Source organism: Thiomonas sp. UBA7699 (assembly GCF_002482605.1).
Lineage (GTDB): Bacteria > Pseudomonadota > Gammaproteobacteria > Burkholderiales > Burkholderiaceae_C > Thiomonas > Thiomonas arsenitoxydans.
In genome coordinates, this window is record NZ_DLGH01000005.1 from 121972 (window position 1) to 142075 (window position 20104).

The 20104-nt window shown below is 58.3% G+C and carries 19 protein-coding genes, 2 tRNA genes and 2 pseudogenes; 9 read left to right on the forward strand and 14 right to left on the reverse strand.

Annotation, left to right across the window (positions count from 1 at the left end):
* Window positions 1-84 precede the first annotated feature (84 nt).
* Together B3H47_RS02225 and mnmH are read left to right on the forward strand one after the other, a co-directional pair.
* Window positions 85-708 carry an arylesterase gene (locus B3H47_RS02225; protein ID WP_286985908.1) on the forward strand — a complete coding sequence of 208 codons (624 nt, stop codon included), beginning with the start codon at window positions 85-87 and terminating at the stop codon, window positions 706-708.
* The gene (gene mnmH / locus B3H47_RS02230; protein WP_286985778.1) at window positions 705-1832 is read left to right on the forward strand and encodes a tRNA 2-selenouridine(34) synthase MnmH; all 1128 of its coding nucleotides are present in this window, start codon (window positions 705-707) and stop codon (window positions 1830-1832) included. The genes B3H47_RS02225 and mnmH overlap by 4 nt, the downstream gene beginning before the upstream one ends.
* On the opposite strand, the gene dusA is transcribed toward mnmH, so the two are convergent.
* From dusA to B3H47_RS02285, 11 genes are all read right to left on the reverse strand, one after another.
* Entirely contained in the window at window positions 1802-2860 is a 1059-nt protein-coding gene (gene dusA, locus B3H47_RS02235; protein ID WP_286985779.1) for a tRNA dihydrouridine(20/20a) synthase DusA, read from the reverse strand. The two genes, mnmH and dusA, sit on opposite strands and share 31 nt — an antisense overlap.
* Window positions 2861-2944: 84 nt before the next feature.
* Window positions 2945-4468: a lipopolysaccharide biosynthesis protein gene (locus B3H47_RS02240; protein ID WP_286985780.1), complete on the reverse strand. Its 1524-nt coding sequence runs from the start codon at window positions 4466-4468 to the stop codon at window positions 2945-2947.
* Window positions 4455-5630 carry a glycosyltransferase family 4 protein gene (locus tag B3H47_RS02245; protein ID WP_286985781.1) on the reverse strand — a complete coding sequence of 392 codons (1176 nt, stop codon included), beginning with the start codon at window positions 5628-5630 and terminating at the stop codon, window positions 4455-4457. Before B3H47_RS02245 ends, B3H47_RS02240 begins: the two co-directional genes overlap by 14 nt.
* A 76-nt stretch (window positions 5631-5706) precedes the next feature.
* On the reverse strand, window positions 5707-6273 hold the full coding sequence (locus B3H47_RS02250; RefSeq protein ID WP_286985782.1) for a serine O-acetyltransferase: 567 nt from the start codon (window positions 6271-6273) through the stop codon (window positions 5707-5709).
* Window positions 6274-6569: 296 nt separating this feature from the next.
* Window positions 6570-6643 (reverse strand) — tRNA-Cys (locus B3H47_RS02255).
* A 170-nt stretch (window positions 6644-6813) separates the two neighbouring features.
* Window positions 6814-6889, reverse strand: a tRNA-Gly gene (locus tag B3H47_RS02260).
* Window positions 6890-6951: 62 nt separating this feature from the next.
* Window positions 6952-7845 (reverse strand): CDP-diacylglycerol--serine O-phosphatidyltransferase, encoded by an 894-nt coding sequence (pssA, locus tag B3H47_RS02265; protein WP_286985783.1) that lies wholly within the window; start codon window positions 7843-7845, stop codon window positions 6952-6954.
* 42 nt (window positions 7846-7887) lie between these two features.
* A complete protein-coding gene (locus B3H47_RS02270) occupies window positions 7888-8529 on the reverse strand; it encodes a phosphatidylserine decarboxylase (RefSeq protein ID WP_286985784.1) in 642 nt (213 codons plus the stop codon).
* Window positions 8530-8615: 86 nt separating this feature from the next.
* Window positions 8616-9686 carry a ketol-acid reductoisomerase gene (gene ilvC, locus B3H47_RS02275; protein ID WP_286985785.1) on the reverse strand — a complete coding sequence of 357 codons (1071 nt, stop codon included), beginning with the start codon at window positions 9684-9686 and terminating at the stop codon, window positions 8616-8618.
* A gap of 23 nt (window positions 9687-9709) precedes the next feature.
* Entirely contained in the window at window positions 9710-10201 is a 492-nt protein-coding gene (gene ilvN / locus B3H47_RS02280) for an acetolactate synthase small subunit (RefSeq protein ID WP_286985789.1), read from the reverse strand.
* Between the two features lie 189 nt (window positions 10202-10390).
* Window positions 10391-12181 carry an acetolactate synthase 3 catalytic subunit gene (locus tag B3H47_RS02285; RefSeq protein ID WP_286985792.1) on the reverse strand — a complete coding sequence of 597 codons (1791 nt, stop codon included), beginning with the start codon at window positions 12179-12181 and terminating at the stop codon, window positions 10391-10393.
* Between the two features lie 376 nt (window positions 12182-12557).
* On the opposite strand from B3H47_RS02285, the gene B3H47_RS02290 reads away from it, so the two are divergent.
* The 5 genes and pseudogenes from B3H47_RS02290 to B3H47_RS02310 form a co-directional block, all read left to right on the forward strand.
* A complete protein-coding gene (locus tag B3H47_RS02290; protein WP_041608698.1) occupies window positions 12558-13121 on the forward strand; it encodes an RNA polymerase sigma factor in 564 nt (187 codons plus the stop codon).
* A complete protein-coding gene (locus B3H47_RS02295) occupies window positions 13118-13537 on the forward strand; it encodes a DUF3619 family protein (protein WP_286985798.1) in 420 nt (139 codons plus the stop codon). The genes B3H47_RS02290 and B3H47_RS02295 overlap by 4 nt, the downstream gene beginning before the upstream one ends.
* A 29-nt stretch (window positions 13538-13566) precedes the next feature.
* Window positions 13567-14205, forward strand: a complete 639-nt coding sequence (locus tag B3H47_RS02300) for a DUF3106 domain-containing protein (RefSeq protein ID WP_286985800.1) — start codon at window positions 13567-13569, stop codon at window positions 14203-14205.
* Between the two features lie 35 nt (window positions 14206-14240).
* Window positions 14241-14738 carry an RDD family protein gene (locus B3H47_RS02305; RefSeq protein ID WP_286985805.1) on the forward strand — a complete coding sequence of 166 codons (498 nt, stop codon included), beginning with the start codon at window positions 14241-14243 and terminating at the stop codon, window positions 14736-14738.
* A 183-nt stretch (window positions 14739-14921) separates the two neighbouring features.
* A pseudogene (locus B3H47_RS02310) lies at window positions 14922-15236 on the forward strand (phosphatase PAP2 family protein); the annotation flags it as partial.
* On the opposite strand, the gene B3H47_RS02315 reads toward B3H47_RS02310, so the two are convergent.
* Entirely contained in the window at window positions 15210-16274 is a 1065-nt protein-coding gene (locus B3H47_RS02315; protein WP_286985808.1) for a DMT family transporter, read from the reverse strand. The pseudogene B3H47_RS02310 and the gene B3H47_RS02315 sit on opposite strands and share 27 nt — an antisense overlap.
* 127 nt (window positions 16275-16401) lie before the next feature.
* Between B3H47_RS02315 and B3H47_RS02320 the strand changes: the two genes are divergently transcribed.
* Both B3H47_RS02320 and B3H47_RS02325 read left to right on the forward strand, forming a co-directional pair.
* Window positions 16402-16944 (forward strand): LysR family transcriptional regulator, encoded by a 543-nt coding sequence (locus B3H47_RS02320; RefSeq protein WP_286985909.1) that lies wholly within the window; start codon window positions 16402-16404, stop codon window positions 16942-16944.
* 21 nt (window positions 16945-16965) lie between these two features.
* Window positions 16966-17544: pseudogene (locus tag B3H47_RS02325) on the forward strand (substrate binding domain-containing protein); the annotation flags it as partial.
* Between the two features lie 50 nt (window positions 17545-17594).
* Here B3H47_RS02325 and B3H47_RS02330 read toward each other — a convergent pair.
* Both B3H47_RS02330 and B3H47_RS02335 read right to left on the reverse strand, forming a co-directional pair.
* Window positions 17595-18680 (reverse strand): TRAP transporter substrate-binding protein, encoded by a 1086-nt coding sequence (locus tag B3H47_RS02330; protein ID WP_286729836.1) that lies wholly within the window; start codon window positions 18678-18680, stop codon window positions 17595-17597.
* 134 nt (window positions 18681-18814) lie between these two features.
* Window positions 18815-19897 carry a TRAP transporter substrate-binding protein gene (locus tag B3H47_RS02335; protein WP_013123721.1) on the reverse strand — a complete coding sequence of 361 codons (1083 nt, stop codon included), beginning with the start codon at window positions 19895-19897 and terminating at the stop codon, window positions 18815-18817.
* Window positions 19898-20104 lie beyond the last annotated feature (207 nt).

A 20104-nucleotide genomic window follows, 5' to 3' on the forward strand; every position in this document is an offset into this window, starting at 1 on the left:
GGAAAGCCGCTGATTGTAGAAAGCCCGTCCCCGCTGTCGCGGCGCAAGGTCTTGGGGCTTATGGTGTCGGCGCTGACGGCGGACATGGGGCTAGCCGGCGCCGCGCGGGCCGCCATACCGCCTGTATCCACGCCCATAGCCACTCTGCTCGTGGTGGGCGACAGCCTGTCTGCCGGATACGGGCTGGAGACGGGAAAAGGCTGGGTCGATCTGCTGCGCCAGCGGCTCGAAGCCAAAGAGCCGCGCTGGAGCGTGATCAACGCCAGCATCAGCGGCGACACCACAGCGGGCGGGCTGGCCCGGCTGCCCGCCCTGCTCGCGCGCGACAAGCCGCGCGTGGTCATCATCGAGCTGGGCGGCAACGATGCCCTGCGCGGTCTTTCCTTGCAGCAAACGCAGAACAATCTGAGCCGTATGGTCGCACTGTGCAAAAAGGCGGGCGCGCGTGTTTTGCTGGTCGGTATGCAAATTCCGCCAAACTACGGCCCGGCGTATACCGCGCGTTTTGCGGCCGTGTTTCCGGCGGTTGCAAAATCGCAGCGTGTGGCGCTGGTCCCGTTTCTGCTTTCTGGCGTCGTCGGCCATCCCGATTGGTTTCAGTCCGACAACATTCACCCCACCGCACAAGCGCAACCCACCATGCTCGATACCGTCTGGCCGCACCTCGCCCCTTTGCTGGCCCTGCCTGCCGCGAGATTGGCGCCATGAACCCCCGCGTAATGGATGCGGCTGAAGCACTGCAGAAGCTGCAGTCTTTCAGCGCCGTGATCGATGTGCGCAGCCCGTCGGAATTCGCGCTCGATCACATGCCTGGCGCCCAAAACTGGCCGGTGCTCGACGACGCCGAGCGCGCCGAAGTCGGCACGCTTTACGCCCAGGTCGATCCCTTCGTCGCCAATAAGCGCGGTGCCACGCTGATCGCCCGCAACGTCGCCAACCACATCGAGGCGCATGCGGCCGAGTTGCCCAAATCCTGGACGCCTCTGGTGTACTGCTGGCGCGGCGGCAACCGCTCGGGCGCGATGGCCCACATTCTGGCGCGCATCGGTTTTTCCGTGGTGCTGGTGCAGGGCGGTTATCGGTCCTTGCGCCGCGCCCTGCGCGCCGATCTGGAGCAACGGTCCGGGCAACTTCAATTTCACGTCATCTGCGGCCGTACCGGCTGCGGCAAGAGCCGTCTGCTTCAATCACTGCGTGAGGTCGGGGCGCAAGTGCTCGATCTCGAGGCGCTGGCACAGCATCGAGGTTCCGTGCTGGGCCTGGAGCCGGGTGAAACGCAGCCCTCGCAAAAATTGTTCGAGACCCGCGTGTGGGCCGATCTGCGCCGCTTCGATCCGAACCGCCCGGTATTTGTCGAGGCAGAGAGCAAGAAGATTGGCGCCCTTCACGTCCCAGATGCGCTGATGGAGCAGATGCGCCAGGGGCATTGCATCACCCTGGAGCTCGAAACCAACCTGCGCGTTGCGCTGTTGCTAGCCGACTACGCCCAGTTGTCTGCCGATCGCCCCCTGCTGCTGCAGCGCCTGGCCAGCCTGCGCGCCTTGCGAGGCGCCGAAACCGTCGAACGCTGGCAGGAACTCATCACACAAGGCGAGATTGCCGCCTTCACTGCAGACATCCTGCAGCACCACTACGACCCGAGCTACACCCGATCGATGTCCAACCATTTTCGGGCGTTCGACACCGCGCCTGTCGTCGCGCTCAAGGGCATTGACGGAGAGTCTTTCCGCGACGCCGCGCTGAAGGTCGTGGCGCTGTCAACCGCGGAAATCCGTTCAGAATCGCACGCCAGGGCGAGCGTTCAGACGCAAGCCGAAGCCGTTAACGGTTGACCGAGTTGACCGAGTTGGCTGGGTTGATTTGACTCCATCGCTTCGTCGAGTTCGGCCGACAGGCGGGCGCGTCTGGCCGTCGCGAATAGCTCAGGCACCGACAGCGTGGACAACAAACTCGAATCACTCAACACTTGCCGCCAGCGGCGTCCACCGGGTTGCCCCTTCCACAAATTGAGCATATGCCGGGTAATCGCCTGCGGATGCAAGCCCTTTGCCTTCCACTCCGCAATGTAGGCGCCCATTTGCTCTTCGACGATTTCGCGCTCAGGTGCAGCCGAATCGGCACTCCCCAGAAATTCTTGATCCCAAGTCGCCAGACTCCACGGGTCTTGATAAGCCGCCCGCCCCACCATCACGCCGGAAACCTGCGGCAACCACTCGCCAATCTGCTGCCCCGTCTTGATGCCGCCATTGAGCACAAAGGCAAGTTCTGGAAAGTCGCGCCGCAACTGCAGAACAAACTCTGGCCGCAACGGTGGAATATCACGGTTTTCCTTCGGGCTGAGGCCATCAAGCCATGCGGAACGGGCATGCACGATAAACGTCTCACAACCGCCTTGCGACACCGTTCCCACAAAATCGCGCACAAAACCGTAACTATCCTCATGGTCGACACCAATGCGGTGCTTGACCGTAACCGGGATCGTGCCTGAAACCGCCTCCACCATGGCAGCAACCGAATCCCGCACCCGCGAGGGTTCAGCCATCAAACAAGCCCCAAATGCCCCACGCTGCACCCGAGGACTGGGGCACCCACAGTTCAGATTGATTTCGTCATAACCCCATTCAAGTGCCAGTCTCGCGCAACAGGCCAGATCAACTGGCTCACTACCGCCTAACTGCAGCGCAACAGGGTGCTCATGCGAACTGTAATCAAGATGCCGCGCCACGTCTCCATATAGCAACGCCCCAGTCGTCACCATTTCCGTGTAAAGCAAAGCTCGCTGCGTAATCAGACGATGAAAATAGCGGCAATGTCGATCCGTCCAATCGAGCATCGGAGCAATAGAAAGCGCAGAAGGCATCAGAGAGAAAATTCAGAAAAAGAACAGAAAAAATAATATCATCGATATGAATATTAAAATCGTACATCCAGCATATAGAAAAACTTATCGCGCCCTCATCAACTTTGCGACACCTTGTCGCAATAGATTTCGCACCTGCCGGTCAAAAATAATAATCAAAGCACCATACACAAGCGCGCCAACAATAATTTGAGAAAAAATTCGAAAAGCCAGATCCGGTGGATCAATGTAAACCACCACAAAATACATTATTAGAGTGAATGATCCATATTTTAATACATCAAACCACGGGATGTTTATTTTTACAACTTTGCGGCCATAATATGCCGCCATGACAGTGTACAAGATGTAGCTGACCAGGGCAGCAAAAGCAGCCCCTTCAATACCGAATGGGCGAACAAGCACAACTGTCAATACAATATTTACGGCAGCGGCCGTCAATACCGAATACATGACTACTTTAGTTAGTTTATTGATGTAGATTCCGGCACTAAAAATTGGAGTCCCACCAGAAACAAGCATGCCCCCAACGATAAATACAATCAATGTTGCACTTACGTCATATTTTGAAGAGGCCAGAAGCCGGAGTAATTCAGGACCTACAGCAGCCATGCCACCCAAAATCGGCAGTGCAAGTGCAATATAATATTTAAGGGCTTGTTGTATGAATTCAATAGTTTTTTCGCGCCCCTGTTGCTCCCACATCCTGAAGTACATCGGCACAACAGCCTGCGCAAAGGAAGCAGTCAACACTCCCTGCAAATAATCACTAAAATTAAATGCTGCAGAAAATGCGCCCAAAGGCTCTGGACCGAGTTGATAATTTATGATGTAACGCCCACTCATGTTCAGCAGCAGCATAGAAAGCTCGCTAGCAAGCAAAGGTAATCCAAACACCAACATCGACATGAAAAGCGGCCTATTAAACTGCCGCACATCAAAAACGTGCTGCCTCGCATAGTAAAAAATTATGACTGCTACAGCAATAAATTCACCCACCATGGAAGAAATAAAAAACCCTTCTAAAGTGCGTGAAACATAAAAAAGCACAAAAAATATCAAACACAGCCCAAGATATTTCCTAACCGTGAAATAGGCGCTGTAAATTCCGCTTTTTTGTTGAGCACGGAGCATGTTGTACATTGCACTATCCACTACACGGATAAAAATCAATGGCGACGCCAATATAATCAAGTATTTTGTTTGCTCATTTGACAACCAGGCCGTGGGCATAAAATAGATTGCTACTATACTGAGCAAGGTCACAACTATTCCAACGACAACCATCCCAAACAAGACAGTTGAAAAAAACTGCGTCGCAGTATTATTCCTCGTCCCCGCCTCAACCTCGCTGTAATAACGTACCACCGAGTGTTGCAAGCCAAGTTTTCCTATTCCTACTAAAAATAGGATCGTAGAGGTAACCAATGCCATTGTTCCATATTCCGCAACCGAAAAAATCCGAGTGAGAATTGGAAAAGATATGATGCTGGCCAACATAACCAGCACACTACCAATCGAATAATTTGAAGTATGCTGAAAAAGGCGTGCAAGTACTCCACGCTTTTCACCCTTTGCCCTAACCACGGCATCCTTACCGATTTGCATTGATTTTTGCCTTAGTCATTGGATGGCTCAGCGGAGCACTTGGCTGAGTGTAGACAGCTAAAAGCGATTGCATGACCGCTTCAGTAGAAAAGTATTGCTCAACAAATCGCCGGGCAGTTGCTCCCATCTCTTGCCTTAAGTTTGGATTCTCAGCCAAATGACTAATCGCCGCCGCCAACTCATCGGCATGATTTGGCGGCACAAGCAATCCCGTCTCGGAGTGAGCGATCACATCTTCATGACCACTGATCTGGGTAGCAACCGTTGGTAGTCCATTTGCCATCGCCTCGAGAACCGCATTGGGCAGACCCTCCTGATGCGAGGCCTGCACGTACAAATTGTGCGTGGACAAAAGTGCCGGCACATCCTGCACCAAACCAGGGAAAGAAACACTGTTCTCAATGCCCAACTGCCGGGAAAGCGTCATCAGCCTTTCTCTCTCTGGTCCATCACCGGCAAGGGTCAAGTGCGCATCAGGTGATTGCAAGGATACCCTCACCCAGGACTCCAGCAAGACATCCAGTCCTTTTACCGGGACGTGACGCCCGACAAACACAGCACGAAGTGAAGACTGATCTCTAGTCCCTTTGTATGCAAAGCGCACCAAATCCACTGCATTCGGCAGAAGATGCAGGCGCTCCTTGGCGAAGCCGGCTTCCAGCATGATCTTCACCGTCCTCTTGCTGATGCATTGATAGGCATCGAGATGCTGTGCACCTCTCCGCAGAATCCGGTGAACAGGCTTTGTCATTAATTTTGGGTCGAGAATGCCCCCTTGAAACTCCGCTGCACCCGAAACTTTGACTATAAGAGTTGGCTTCAGCCATCGATTGATCCAACCCGCCGCCCCGGCAAGATTATGCATCATATGAATGTGAATAGCATCAAATTCGCCTTGATGCCTCAACAACCAGAGCGCAAAATTTAGATTGAGTAATATCGCACCAAGTCCCTTTATTTTCGGATACCCCAATCTTAGTACCGGAATACCATCGACCTGATCGGCAAACGGGAGCGAGCGGTCCAGGTGCGGCACCAGAACGCGCACGTCGTGACCGGCTGCGGCGAATGACCGACTAAGTAGCCGGGCCTGCATCTCTGCACCACCCGTTGCAGGATAGCGTCCGTCAACTACCATTAATATACGTATTGGGGCATGCATATTGAATGAAATGCCAATTTAGATAAACTGCATAAAATTTAAAAAAGATACTTAATGACGCGATCCGGCCCGCCTCTCAAAATCGAGAATCTCCATGAACAAAAAGTCCTTTAGTCGATTTTTGTGAAATGACCTTCGCAGGAATTCCGCCGATAGTTGCATTACCCTCGGGAAAGCTTTTATTGACTACCGCATTGGCGCCCACTGCTGTATTGTCCCCAATCTCTATCGCACCAAAAATTTTTGCCCCTGGTGCAATATAACAATTGTGTCCTATTCTTGGCACTTCGTTTCCTCTGCCAAGCTGCGCTCCAATATTCACGCCTGTATGAATTCTGCAATTCGAACCAATTCTTGCCCCGGAATTCACGACGATCGTGCCGTAGTGCAAAATTGCAAGGCCTGGGCCAAAAACATTGATCGGTATCGAGAACCCTAGCTTGATCGAAAGCTTACGAAAACGATATACTGCAAGGCGGCGCCGAAAAAAATTTTTCTCACAGTTTGTGAGAAATTCGACTTTTCTAAGCAAGCGCTGAAATTGAAAAATTTCGTCAAACAGCCAGGCCCAGCGCGAATTCACCCCCAAAGCGATGCGGTCCGCCTCGAGATACCTTTGGTAGTCTGCGTACGATTTGATCAAGCTGCGCTCCCTTTTGCGATTTCAGTAGGTATCTATTTTTGCACTCAAATGTTGCCTTGCACTCCCCCAACTGAGCGACGCTGATCCAGTGCCGGATGGTGCTGCAAGAAAGCCCAAACAGACCTGCGGAGGCGTAACGTCGAGCGGATGGGACGCGGCCCTTGGGGCACTCCCGGAAAATGGGAATTCTTGGTCACTACAGGGTCATTGCGGGGACAAATTGATGTCCGAAAGACGAAAAAAAGCCCACAGCGTTAGTGTGGGCCAATCCTGTAAGCTGTTGATTTACAGATATTTGGAGGCGGGGGTCGGAATCGAACCGGCATAGACGGCTTTGCAGGCCGCTGCATAACCACTCTGCCACCCCGCCGGGCGACTTGGCTGCGTAAAGATTAGAGATCGTACGCAAAACCGCAGGATGCTGCAGCGCTGACCCAGACTTGATCTGCCATTGGTCAAACCCTGTGTCGTCACAGGAAAGCGACAACATGCACCGGACACAAAAAAGGGAAGCTTGGCTTCCCTTTTTTGCTGAGAATTTGGAGCGGGAAACGAGACTCGAACTCGCGACCTCAACCTTGGCAAGGTTGCGCTCTACCAACTGAGCTATTCCCGCGTAAAACAATTATTGTCGCAGCGCCTGAACCGCTTGTCAACACTCGCTCGTAAAAAGATTGATCAATGCAAGCCGCGTTCGTCAGGCTCGTCCACTGAGGTGGCGATCACGCTAACCGGGCGGCCCTTGAGACGATGCCACACATAGACGCCGTAGCCGGACAATCCATATAGAACAAACAAGCCAAACAACACCAGCGGAGGCTGATACGCGATCAGACCGATCAACAACACGATGAGAAAGATGCTGATGAACGGCACGCTGCGGCGAAAGCTCACGTCCTTGAAGCTGTAGAACGGCACGTTGGTCACCATGGTGAGTCCGGCGAAAAGCGTGATGACAAAACTGAACCAGGCGACATGCGCGCCCTGCACACCGGCATCCGTCATGATCCAGAGAAAACCGGCCACCAGCGCGGCAGCGGCCGGACTGGGCAGGCCTTGAAAGTAGCGTTTGTCGATCACCGCAACATTGGTGTTGAAACGCGCAAGCCGCAGAGCAGCCCCTGCGCAATACACAAAGGCGGCCAACCAGCCCAGCTTGCCCAGACCGCGCAGCGACCATTCATAAATGATGAGCGCAGGGGCCGCACCGAACGACACCATGTCGGCGAGCGAGTCGAACTGGGCGCCGAATTCGCTTTGGGTATTGGTCATCCGCGCAACCCGGCCATCGAGGCTGTCGAGCACCATGGCGGCGAAGATGGCCGTGGCCGCGGAGTCGTATCGCCCGCTCATCGCCATCACGATGGCGTAGAAGCCGCAGAACAACGCGGCAGCGGTGAAGGAGTTGGGCAGAAGATAAATGCCGCGCCGACGACGGTGTGCAGGATCGTCGTCAGGCTCAGGCGGCTGATAGGTCACTTCCGGCGACCGGGGCGTATCGGCTTCTGGAGGCGCATCTGTCCGTTCCGACAAACTGTTCTGCGGGGGAAATTGGGCCACATTTCGCGACATACTCAACCTCTCTGAACGAATAGACGTCTTAAGAAAAGGACTTCAGGCAGCGAAATCGGCCAGCACGGTGCTGCTGGCGTAAACCTTGTCTCCGATCGAAACGCGCGACTGTGTGTCCAACGGCAAATAGACATCGACACGCGAACCAAACCGGATGAATCCAAACCGTTGCCCGCGCTGCAGGGCATCGCCCGCCTTGACGTAGCAAAGGATGCGCCGGGCAATCAAGCCGGCGACTTGCACGGCAGTCACCACGCGACCATCGCAATCGATCACCAGCGCATTGCGCTCGTTTTGCTCGGAGGCCTTGTCGAGATCGGCGTTCACAAATTTACCCGGGAAATATTGCACATCGCGCAAGGCGCCGTCCACCGGGGCACGGTTTGAATGCACATTGAACACGTTCATGAACACGCTGATTTTGAGGGCATCGCGCCCGGCGTAAGGGTCGAACGCATGCGTAATGGCCACGATGCGGCCATCGGCCGGGCTGAGAACGGCGAGCGGATCGCGAGGGATCGGACGGGCGGGATCACGAAAGAACTGCACCACGAAAATCGTTAGCAGCCAGATCGGCAATGACCACCAGAACCCGGCGAGCGCCCAAACAATCACGGAAAGCAGCACGCCGCTGGCAATAAAGGGCCAGCCTTCGCGGGCCAGAATGGGATGGGGATAAGTCATGGGTGGAGTTTAGTCGCCGTAAGGCCCGGCATGAAGCACAACACCCGGCAGGGGCCGGGTGTTGTGAAAGTCCAAGGGTCCGAAGATCAGTTCTTCGATTTGTCCACCAGTTTGTTGGCCTTGATCCAAGGCATCATCGCACGCAGCTTCTCACCGACCTGTTCGATCTGATGGTCGGAGGTCAGACGGCGACGCGAGAGCAAGGTGGGCGCACCGGCGCGGTTTTCCAGAATGAAGCTCTTGGCGTATTCACCTGTCTGGATGTCCTTGAGGCACTGACGCATGGCGTTTTTGGTGTCCTCGGTGACGACCTTCGGCCCGGTGACGTACTCGCCGTACTCCGCGTTGTTGGAGATCGAGTAGTTCATGTTGGCAATGCCGCCTTCGTAGATCAGATCGACGATGAGCTTGAGTTCGTGCAGACACTCGAAATAGGCCATCTCGGGCGCATAGCCGGCCTCGACCAGAGTCTCGAAGCCGGCCTTGATCAGTTCGACCGTACCGCCGCACAGCACGGCTTGCTCACCGAACAGATCGGTCTCGGTCTCTTCGCGGAAGTTGGTTTCGATGATGCCGGCCTTGCCGCCGCCGTTGGCCACAGCGTAAGAAAGCGCCAGATCGCGCGCCTTGCCCGATTTGTCGGCATGCACCGCGATCAGATGCGGCACGCCGCCGCCCTGGGTGTAGGTGCTGCGCACGGTATGGCCGGGCGCCTTGGGGGCGATCATGATGACGTCGAGATCGGCGCGCGGCTGAACCTGGCCGTAATGCACGTTGAAGCCGTGCGCAAAGGCCAGTGCAGCCCCCTTCTTCATGTTCGGCTCGACGGCATTGCGATAGACCTCGGCGATGTTCTCGTCGGGCATGAGCATCATCACCACATCGGCGCCTTCAACGGCCTTTTCGACCTCGGCGACCTTCAGGCCGGCCTTCTTGGCCTTCTCCCAGGATGCGCCGTTCTTGCGCAGGCCGACGGTGACCTTCACGCCGCTGTCATTCAGATTTTGGGCATGCGCATGACCCTGCGAGCCGTAACCCACGATGGTGACTTTCTTACCTTTGATGAGGGAGAGATCGGCGTCTTTGTCGTAATAAACGTTCATATTGGCTCCTGAAGTTGAGGTTTTGTGTTCTTGGCGGGACGCTCCACGCCACAAAGAAAAAATGCGCCGTCTTGGAATCAGGCGCGCAGGATACGCTCGGCGCGGCCAATTCCGCAGCTGCCGGTTCGCACGGTTTCCAGAATGGCCGTGGGATCGACCGCCTGGATAAAAGCGTCGAGCTTCGCGGCGTCGCCGGTCAGTTCGATGGTGTAGGACTTGTCGGTCACATCGATGATGTGGCCGCGGAAAATGTCGGACATGCGCTTGATCTCTTCGCGCTCCTTGCCCACCGCCCGCAGCTTGATCAACATGAGCTCGCGCTCGATGAAGGAAGCCTCGGTGAGATCGACGACCTTGACTACTTCGATAAGCCGATTGAGGTGCTTGGTGATCTGCTCGATAACGTCTTCGGAGCCGCTGGTGACGATGGTCATGCGCGACAGTGAGGCATCTTCCGTGGGCGCCACGACCAGCGATTCGATGTTGTAGCCCCGAGCGGAGAACAAGCCCACCACACGCGACAGGGCACCGGGTTCGTTTTCCAGCAGAACGGCAATGATGTGTTTCATGAATTCACTCCTCTACGCAGGCTTCGTGCGGCGCCGGTAAGCGTCGCCTGGCTGCTGCGAGATTGATGATGGAAGCGTGCATAACAGCGCACGCGGTTGTCGAAAGCGCGGGCTTGGCGTTTGGCAGGGCGCGGCGTCCGGTGAGACGCCGCTACGGCCAAACCCCGACGACTCGCGCGGTTCAATGGCTCAGAGATCCTCCGACCCAAGCAACATATCGGTGATCCCCCGACCCGCCTGCACCATGGGCCAGACGTTCTCTGTGGGGTCCACCGAGATGTCGAGGAAGACCGTGCGGTCTTTCATCGCAAACGCCTTCTCCATGGCGGGGCGCAGGTCTTCGGGCTTGTCCACCTTGATGCCCACATGACCATAGGCTTCGGCGAGCTTGACGAAGTCGGGCAAGGAATCCATGTAGGAATGCGAATAGCGGCCTTCGTACTCGATCTCCTGCCACTGCCGCACCATGCCGAGATAGCGGTTGTTAAGCAGAATGATTTTCACCGCCGTGCCGTATTGCAGGCAGGTGGCGAGCTCCTGGATATTCATCTGGATGGAGCCATCACCAGTGACGCAAACGGCTTCGGCTTCAGGCTTGGCCAGCTTGATGCCCATAGCATAAGGCAGCCCGACGCCCATGGTGCCTAGCCCGCCCGAATTGATCCAGCGCCGCGGCTCGGGAAACTTATAGAGCTGCGCGGCCCACATCTGATGCTGTCCAACGTCGGAGCAGATATAGGTCTCGCGGTCTTTGGTCAGCTCGTACAGCGTGTCGATCACAGCCTGCGGCTTGATGACCTCGGTCGAATGCTCATAGGCGAGACAGTCGCGCTTGCGCCATTCCTCGATCTGCGCCCACCAGGCCGCCAGCGCGCCGCCGTCGTTCTTGTTGCCCGCCTTGAAGGACTGTTCAAGCTGATCGATGAGTTCCCGCAGCACCTCGCCGACATCGCCCACGATGGGCACGTCCACCTTCACCCGCTTCGAGATGGAGGAAGGATCGATGTCGATATGCACGATCTTGCGCTGGTTTTGCGCAAAATGCCCCGGATTGCCGATCACCCGATCGTCGAACCGCACGCCCACCGCGAGCAGCACGTCGCAATGCTGCATCGCCATATTCGCCTCGAAGGTGCCGTGCATGCCGGGCATGCCGAGAAACTTCGGATCTTCGCCGGGCATCGCGCCCAGCCCCATCAGCGTATTGGTGCAGGGATACTTCAGCAAATCGGCCAGCTTGCGCAGTTCGGGAGACGCATTCGCCAGCACCACGCCACCGCCCGTGTAGATATACGGACGCTTGGCCGAGAGCAGCAGTTGCACCGCCTTGCGGATCTGCCCGCCGTGGCCCTTGCGCACCGGGTTGTACGAGCGCATCTCCACGGTCTTGGGATACTCGAACTGAGTGGTGTGACGCGACACGTCCTTGGGCACATCCACCACCACCGGGCCCGGCCGGCCCGAACGGGCGATGTGGAACGCCTTTTTCATCGTGGCCGCCAGATCGCGTACATCCTTGACCAGGAAATTGTGTTTGACCACCGGGCGGGTGATGCCCACGGTGTCGCATTCCTGAAACGCGTCCAGCCCGATGGCCGTCGTCGGCACCTGCCCGGTGATGATCACCATCGGAATCGAGTCCATATACGCGGTGGCGATGCCCGTGATGGCATTGGTCGCCCCCGGCCCGGAGGTCACCAGGGCCACACCAACATCGCCCGTCGCACGGGCATAGGCGTCTGCAGCATGAACCGCAGCCGATTCCTGCCGCACCAGTACATGCTGGATCGAGGTTTGCTTGTAGAGTTCGTCGTAGATGTAGAGCACGGCCCCACCGGGGTAGCCCCACATGAATTCGACGCCTTCTTCCTGAAGGCATCGCACCAGGATTTCGGCCCCGGTGAGTTCCTGCGCGCTTGCCGCGCCGGACTTTGATGCGGCCGTAGCGGCCGACTTGTGTTCTGTGCGATTCATTTCCATGAGTTCACCTTGTGAATTTCTCTGACGAAAGACTTCAGGTCTCCCTCGGCACCCGCTTGTGGCCGGCCTTTGGGATACACGTACGATCTGGAACGTTGTGGGCGCGGCAGGCAATGCAAATCGCATCTCACCTTGTTGCTGCACGGAGGCTCAGACCAAACGGAACTGGGTAGTGTAGTGCAGCGCAGCACTGCTGCACATGACCGTGGGGATTTTGGTCTCGCATCAGAACGGATTGACGCCCCAACGTCGCCCCAATACCAGTCGGCTGGTTGAGCTTCATGAGCCCGTCCTGTGGCCTATTTGGTGCAACGATGCGCCATTGCATAATGTGTAGTTGCCTCTCATCCTCACGGACCGCACGACGTCCGACTCGATGGCCACCGAACGAGAACTAAACGAATTCCTCGCCAGCATCGACAAGCGCGCTTTTTTGCGCGCCGCGTTCTCGACGCGCGACGACGACGCCGCGATGGATCTGGTGCAGGAGGCGATGATCAGCCTGGCGACCAAATACGCCGATAAACCGCGCCAGGAGTTGCCACTGCTGTTCCAGCGCATTCTGACCAATGCCATTCTCGACTGGCATCGCAAGCGCAAGGTGCGCAGCGCGCTGTTCAGCAATCTGTCGGATTTTGAATCTCAGGAAAGCGAGGGCGAATTTGACCTGCTCGAAACGCTGGAACTCGAAGCACTGAGCGAGCATCTCGAGAGCGCCGAAACCCAGGTTCAGCGCATGCAAATCCTGAAACATCTCGAAACTGAAATTTCGCGTTTGCCCGCACGTCAACGGGAAGCGTTTTTGTTACGTTATTGGGAGGAACTCGACGTTGCCGAAACCGCGCAAGCCATGGGCTGCTCGGAAGGCAGCGTCAAAACGCATTGCTCGCGCGCCATCCATTCGCTGGCACGCGTCTTGAAAGCCCAGGGCTACTCATGAAAAACGACGCAACCGATCCGCTGCGCCCCAAAGTCGAAGCCCGCCTTGCGCAGCAACTCGCCACACGGCTGCAACAGGCCGAGCAGCAGATCACGCCCGAACAGTCCGAGCGCCTCAAGGCCCTGCGGCTGATGGCGGTCGCCCAGATTCAGCCCGTTTCGGCAACTGCTGCCGTCGCGCAGGGCCGCGCGCTTTCGCTGGCGGGCCCCTCGCTCTGGAGGTCGTGGCTGTTTCGTTTCGGCGCCGTTCTGCCGCTGATCGTGCTGGTCGTCGGCCTGCTGGTCTTGCAAGACTATCAACAGGAACGGTTCATCCGCGTCACGGCCGACATCGACACCGCCCTTTTGCTGGGCGATTTGCCGCCAGCGGCCTACGCCGATCCCGGATTTGCCCGCTACCTCAAGCTGGAGCGCTAATGGCTTTGCGCCCCTGTCCTCCACGCCTGATGGAGCGCTCCCTCCTGCTTCAGTCTGCCCTGTTTCAGTCGGCTCTGTTTCAGGCCGCCTTGCTGCTGGGCCTGTTCGTGGCCCTGCTGTTCTGCGTCACTCCGGCGCATGCGGCTGAAGCGCCGCCGAGCTGGCAACACCTCAGCGCGACGCAGCAGCACATTCTTGCCCCCCTAAAAGCCGATTGGAGCGAGTTCGATCACGACCGCAAGAAAAAATGGCTCGACATTGCCGCCCGCTATCCCGCAATGAGTCCGCAGCAGCAAAAAACCCTGCAGCAGCGGATGAATGAGTGGGCGCACCTCAGTCCGGAAAAACGTCGTCTGGCGCGCGAAAATTTTCTCTCCACCGGCAAGACGCCGCAGCAAAGCCGCCGCGAAGCCTGGGAGGCCTACCAAAAACTGCCTCAGGCCGAACGTGAGCGGCTCAAGGAAGAAGCCCGACATCCCAAGCCCCACCCCGGACAGGTGGGCAAATATTTGCAGGAAAAACAGGCTGCTGCAAGCCACGCGCCACCTGTCAAGCCCCCCGTCAAACCCGCGCCCCAGCCACCTCTCCCGGCATCGGCGCCGATACCCGCCAAAGCCGCTTCCGCCGCCCTGCCTTGTGCAGATGTGCTGCGCTGCCCGGCTCGCTAAGTTCGCGCGACGGGCGCACGTCTTCGCCCAAATCCATGCTTTCTCTAAACGCGCCCCCACTGCGCCGACGCCTGGCCTGCCTGTCCTATGAAGGGCTCATACTGCTGGGCCTGTCCCTGGTCACTGCGGCGGTCACGCTAGGGCTACTGCACTTGTTGGGTTTGCCGCAGGCGTCGGCAACACACCGAGTCATCCTGCAAGCCGCAGAATTCGTTGCGCTCACCGGCTATGGCGCCGGGTTCTGGAGTGCAGGTCGACAAACACTACCCATGAAGGTCTGGAAAATCGCTCTGGTCACCCCAAGCGGGGCGCCGCTCGGCCTTGGGCGGGCACTATGGCGCGCCGTTCTGGCCTGGCTCTGGGTCGTCCCCGCCCTGACCTTGGCTGCGGCCCTGCATCTTTCACCAGAGGAGACCGGCTGGCTGCTCGCGGCGGGCATTTTGCTGTGGGCCGGCACCAGCCTGCTGCGCAAAGACCGTCAGTATCTGCACGATGTGCTCGCGGGCACGCGCCTGGTGCCCGCAAACGGATAACCGCCCATGAAACTCGACCCTCACGCCCTCTGGTACGCATGGGACGGCTGGAACGCCCGCCTATTCCTCGCCATCAATCACGCCGGAGACAACCCGGTGTGGAACAACGCCGCACGCCTGGGCACCGCCTTGGGCGACCATCATCTGCTGCCGGTCTACCTCGGCCTGCTGCTGACCCTCGCGATGCGCTGGCCCCGGTTGATTTCTCTGCGCAGCGTGCTGGTCTACGCCTGGGCCAATCTGCTGTTGTTTGTCTCGATTTACGGCGTACTCAAACCCTGGGCCCACTTTCCGCGACCGCTTGAGGTTTTCGGGCCGCAGATGGTTCATGTGCTTGGAGAACCCAAGTTTGCGCACAGCTTTCCCTCGGGTCACGCGGCATTTGCCATGGTGCTTGCCGCAAGTCTGGCCTTTTCGCTGCCCCGCCCCTGGAGCGTCGTGCTGTGGCTGTTCGCGCTTTGGGTGGCATGGTCACGCATCGCCGTCGGCGCGCACTTCCCTGCTGACGTGATCGGCGGGGCGTTCGTGGGCGCCCTGTGCGTCTTGGTGGCGCACGGGCTCGCCAGGTTGTGGATTCGGGGTGCGAAGCCCGCATAAGGCAGACGCGGTCTCATTCGTCTGATTCGGAAGGCGAGTGGCATGCCAAGCTGCAAACACCATCAGACCACCTCCCAGCCAGCCCGGTATCGTCATCTTCTCGCCCAGCAGAGCAACGCCAACCAACACGCCAAACAAAGGCTCGCTACCCATCAACAACGAGACCCGGCTGGGGCTCGTGCGCGACGCCGCATAGTTCTGCGCAAAGAAAGCAAATACGGTGCACAGCAACACCAGAAACGCCATCCCGGCCCAGAAACTGGCCCGCAGGGGGATGGACGGCCAGTGTGGCCCGCGCCAGACCCACACCAGGGCAGCCAACCCCACCGTCACCACGCCCGATTGAACGGCGGTCAAAGTCAGTGCGGGCAAGGCATGACGGGCTGCAAGCCGTCTGGTTTGAGTCACCATCACGGCCCTCAGCAAGGCAGCGAGAAGCACCAGCGCATCGCCCAAGCCCGGGCGGCCAATTCCCGATGTTGCCGACAGCAAACCCGCTCCGATCACCGACAAACCCGCCGCCTGCCACACGCGCAAGGTGGGCGGCTGCCCCAATAGCGCCCATTCGACCAGTGGCGTCAGCGCGACACAAAGACTGATGAGCAAAGCAGCGTTTGCTGCAGTCGTCAACGTGACGCCGTAGGTTTCGCAGAGAAACACGGCCAGCAGGTTGAGTCCCAGTATCGAGCCGACCGCCAACCCGCCTCGCCATTGCGCCGTAAACAGGGGACGCAAGGTCGGCGACAGGATCAGAAAGGTCAAACCAAAGCGCAGGGTGAGCAAGTCGAGCACCGGCCACTGCTGAGCCAGCAATTTGGTCACCGCATAACTGCCACCCCAAACCGCTGCAACCAGTAGAAGCAGCACTTCAGGCACACCCAAGTTGAGCGCATGAAATGCGGGCGCTGAGGCCGCGCGCTTGATAGGCGGATTTGTCATCGAAAGACCTGCATAAGATGGAGCGTTGTCCCATTGTTGGGCGTGCATCCCTGGCAAACCAGACCCTCCACCGGAACAGGACTATTGCGCCGTGAGTACAAATGCGTTTTTGAGCGTTCTGCCTGAAATGGTGACCTTCCTGCGAGTCGCCGAGTTCGGGAGTTTCTCCGCAGCCGCACGGCAGCTTGGCACCACGCCCTCGGCGGTGAGCCGTCAGGTCTTTCGCCTGGAAAAACACCTCGGCATTCAGCTGATCCTGCGAACTACGCGACAACTCCGTCTGACCGCCGCAGGAGACGCGGCGCGCGTGCGCTGCGGCGAGTTGGTCGCCGCGGCGCAAGCCGTCATGCAAGTGCCGCAACAAATAGCCGGAACGCCGAAGGGATCGATCTGCATCAGCGCCCCCAAGGCACTAGGGCCTGTTAACGCTATTGATGCCCCCGCGCCGGGGGTCTGGGCGGAGGCAATGCGAGGCGCAGGCCGCGCCGTGGTGTCTTGCACCACAAGCGGACTGCAACGTGGCAGTGCGCCGCCCAGACCCCCGGCCCGAAGGGTTGCCCCCAGGCGGGGCGTCTGCGGCGTTGTCGGTGCGAGGCAAGGCGACCAGCCTTGCCTCGCACCTCCGCCTTGCATCCCTCCCCGTCTGGGGGCAACGCGGGGGCATCAATAGCGTTAACAGGCCCTAGCCCGGCATGTGCTGCATCCCTTGCTCTTGCAGTTTCTGGCGCAATGGCCCCAGGTACAACTGCAATTGATCGCGACCGACCATGAGGTCGATCCCTTTCGCGAGGGCGTCGATCTGATGATCCGCGTCACGCGTCATCCGCCCGAAGGCTTTGCCGCGCGCGAGCTGATGCAGGTAGAGCACGTTCTATGCGCAGCGCCCACGTATCTTGCGGCCCACCCGGCTATTACTCATCCGTCCGATCTGGCGGCGCACAGCTGCCTTCCCCTGGGCGAAGATGCTCACGACAGGTGCTGGCGTTTTCGGCAGGGCGACACTGAGACTGAAGTCGTCGTGCAGGGTCGCTATACCGTGAATCACAGCGCATTGCGGCTGGAGGCCATGCTGGCCGGTCTGGGGCTCTGCACCTTGCCTGACTATGTGGCGCGCCCCGCACTGGAGAACAGGTCTGCCGTCCAGGTCTTGCCGGACTGGAATTTCCTCGGAAATTATGGTGGCAGTGCCTACGCACTCTATCCGCCGAGCCGCTTTGTGTCGCCCACCTTGCGTGCACTGATCGACCATCTTGCCGCCGCCCTGGAATAAAAAAACGCCCCGACTTGCGGGGCGTTTTCATCAGACCACTTCTGCGCACATCAGGTGAATTTGCGCGTGGCCATGAAACGGTCGAACTCGTTGTCCGCAAAACGGAACCAGAGAATGTCGTCGTTGCGGAACTTGGCCCAGTCGGTGTAGACCTTTTTCCAACGGGGATTGCTCGCTGAAAGCTCGTTATAAAGGTCGTTGGACGCCTTGAACGCCGCTTCCATCACGTCTTTCGGAAAGCCTTGCAGCTTGGCGCCTTTGCCCACCAATTCCTTGAGCGCGGGAGGGTTCTTGGCGTCATACATGGCCTGCATATTGATGTGCGCATGCGAGGCCGCCAGTTCCACCATGGCCTTGTATTCCGGCGACAAAGCGTTGTACGCCTTCTGGTTCACATACAGGTCGAGCTGCGGGCCGCCTTCCCACCAACCGGGATACAGGTAGTTGTTCGCCACCTTGTAGAAGCCCAGCTTCAGATCGTCGTAAGGGCCGATCCACTCCGCCGCGTCGATGGTGCCCTTCTCCAGCGAGGGATAAATGTCACCGCCTGGAATATTCTGCGGCACCACGCCGATGCGCTCCATCACCTTGCCGCCGAAGCCGCCAATGCGCATTTTCAGGCCCTTCATGTCGGCCAGGCTCTTGATCGGCTTGCGGAACCAGCCGCCCATCTGCGCGCCGGTATTGCCCAAAGGAAAGCTGATGATGTTGTAGTTTGCATAAAACTCGCGCATGAGCTTGAGGCCGTTGCCCTGATACATCCAGGCGCTCATCTGGCGGGAGTTCATGCCGAAGGGCACGGCACAGCCCAGGGCGAAGGTCGGGTCCTTGCCGAAGAAGTAGTACGGCGCGGTGTGCGCGCACTCCACCGTACCTTGTTGCACGGCGTCGACCACGCCGAAGGGTGGAACCAGTTCACCGGCAGCATGGACGCTGATTTCGAACTTGCCGCCCGAGGCTTCCTTGACCTTCTGCGCGAAGATGTTGGCCGCACCGAAGATGGTGTCGAGCGAATTGGGAAAACTTGACGCCAGGCGCCAGCGCACGGACTGCTGGGCCATGACTACGGCGGGCGCGCTACCCGCCGCGAGAATACCGGCCAGGCCGGCGTGTTTGACAAATGAACGGCGTTCCATAGGGTCTCCGGGTAAATGAGTCACTCTCGATACAGATGATTCATTTCATATCAAGATGATTCCAATTGTATTGACCCGTCCCAAACGCCCTGAAAAAAGCCCGCCGAAGCGGGCTTTTTGGCTAGGGGCAGCGCTCAGGTGAGCTTGCGTGTGGACATGAAACGGTCGAACTCGTTCTCGGCAAAACGGAACCACAGAATGTCGTCGTTGCGGAATTTCACCCAGTCGGCGTAGACCTTGCGCCAATTCGGATTGTTTGCGGAAAGTTCGCTGTAAAGATCGTTGGCCGCCTTGTACGCCGCTTCCATGACGTCTTTGGGGAAGCCTTGCAGCTTGGCGCCCTTGCCCACCAGTTCCTTGAGCGCCGGGGGGTTCTTGGCGTCGTAGGCAGCCTGCATATTGACGTGGGCATAGGCCGTCGCAGCATCGACCGCCGCCTTGTAGTCTGCGGGCAGCGCGTTGTAGGCCTTCTGGTTGACATAGAGGTCAAGCTCCAGACCGCCTTCCCACCAGCCGGGGTACAGGTAGTTCTTCGCCACTTTGTAGAACCCGAGCTTCAGGTCGTCATAGGGCCCGATCCACTCCGCCGCGTCGATGGTGCCTTTTTCCAGCGAGGGGTAGATGTCACCGCCGGGAATGTTCTGCGGCACCACGCCGATGCGCTCGATCACCTTGCCAGCGAAACCGCCGATGCGCATTTTCAGGCCCTTCATGTCGGCCAGGCTCTTGATCGGCTTGCGGAACCAGCCACCCATCTGCGCGCCGGTGTTGCCGCAGGGGAAGTTGAGGAAGTTGTACTGACTGTAGAACTCGCGCATGAGCTTGAGACCGTTGCCCTGGAACATCCAGGCCGTCATCTGGCGCGAGTTAAAGCCGAACGGCACCGTGCCGCCCAGCGCGAAGGTCGGGTCTTTGCCGAAGAAGTAGTACGGCGCGGTGTGGCAGCACTCCACCGTGCCTTGCTGCACGGCGTCGACCACGCCGAACGCCGGCACCAGTTCACCGGCGGCGTGCACCGAGATCTCGAACTTGCCGTTGGTCAGGTCTTTGACCTTCTGCGCGAACACATTGGCGGCGCCATAAATGGTGTCGAGCGAATTGGGAAAGCTGGAGGCCAGACGCCAACGTACCGATTGCTGGGCCATGACGGCCGGGGCGGTACCGGCAGCGAGGATGCCGGCGAGACCGGCGTGTTTGACAAAGGAGCGACGTTCCATGGGGTCTCCGGAAGGGGAATAAGAAAGGATCGGGATGTGAGTTCTTCTGCAGTCGCGAGACGGCTTGACCCGACGTGACCATCGTAACTTCTGTAACCATTCGCATCATTGCGGGTAAGCGCGAAGGATTCCTGACTCTGGCGCGAATCAGCTTTGACTTGAAGTCAACAATGCTGACGCGCAAACGACAAGGCCGCCCGAAGGCGG

Excerpts from the sequence above, each read along its gene's own strand:
- ilvN (WP_286985789.1), bottom strand. The coding sequence starts at position 10,201 with ATGAAACACATCATTGCCGTTCTGCTGGAAAACGAACCCGGTGCCCTG.
- B3H47_RS02320 (WP_286985909.1), top strand. The coding sequence starts at position 16,402 with ATGGTGACCTTCCTGCGAGTCGCCGAGTTCGGGAGTTTCTCCGCAGCC.
- B3H47_RS02270 (WP_286985784.1), bottom strand. The coding sequence starts at position 8,529 with ATGACTTATCCCCATCCCATTCTGGCCCGCGAAGGCTGGCCCTTTATT.
- B3H47_RS02245 (WP_286985781.1), bottom strand. The coding sequence starts at position 5,630 with ATGCATGCCCCAATACGTATATTAATGGTAGTTGACGGACGCTATCCT.
- dusA (WP_286985779.1), bottom strand. The coding sequence starts at position 2,860 with ATGCCTTCTGCGCTTTCTATTGCTCCGATGCTCGATTGGACGGATCGA.
- B3H47_RS02290 (WP_041608698.1), top strand. The coding sequence starts at position 12,558 with ATGGCCACCGAACGAGAACTAAACGAATTCCTCGCCAGCATCGACAAG.
- B3H47_RS02335 (WP_013123721.1), bottom strand. The coding sequence starts at position 19,897 with ATGGAACGTCGCTCCTTTGTCAAACACGCCGGTCTCGCCGGCATCCTC.
- B3H47_RS02295 (WP_286985798.1), top strand. The coding sequence starts at position 13,118 with ATGAAAAACGACGCAACCGATCCGCTGCGCCCCAAAGTCGAAGCCCGC.
- B3H47_RS02315 (WP_286985808.1), bottom strand. The coding sequence starts at position 16,274 with ATGACAAATCCGCCTATCAAGCGCGCGGCCTCAGCGCCCGCATTTCAT.
- pssA (WP_286985783.1), bottom strand. The coding sequence starts at position 7,845 with ATGTCGCGAAATGTGGCCCAATTTCCCCCGCAGAACAGTTTGTCGGAA.
- B3H47_RS02225 (WP_286985908.1), top strand. The coding sequence starts at position 85 with ATGGGGCTAGCCGGCGCCGCGCGGGCCGCCATACCGCCTGTATCCACG.
- B3H47_RS02300 (WP_286985800.1), top strand. The coding sequence starts at position 13,567 with ATGGAGCGCTCCCTCCTGCTTCAGTCTGCCCTGTTTCAGTCGGCTCTG.
- B3H47_RS02305 (WP_286985805.1), top strand. The coding sequence starts at position 14,241 with ATGCTTTCTCTAAACGCGCCCCCACTGCGCCGACGCCTGGCCTGCCTG.
- B3H47_RS02240 (WP_286985780.1), bottom strand. The coding sequence starts at position 4,468 with ATGCAAATCGGTAAGGATGCCGTGGTTAGGGCAAAGGGTGAAAAGCGT.
- B3H47_RS02285 (WP_286985792.1), bottom strand. The coding sequence starts at position 12,181 with ATGGAAATGAATCGCACAGAACACAAGTCGGCCGCTACGGCCGCATCA.
- mnmH (WP_286985778.1), top strand. The coding sequence starts at position 705 with ATGAACCCCCGCGTAATGGATGCGGCTGAAGCACTGCAGAAGCTGCAG.
- B3H47_RS02330 (WP_286729836.1), bottom strand. The coding sequence starts at position 18,680 with ATGGAACGCCGTTCATTTGTCAAACACGCCGGCCTGGCCGGTATTCTC.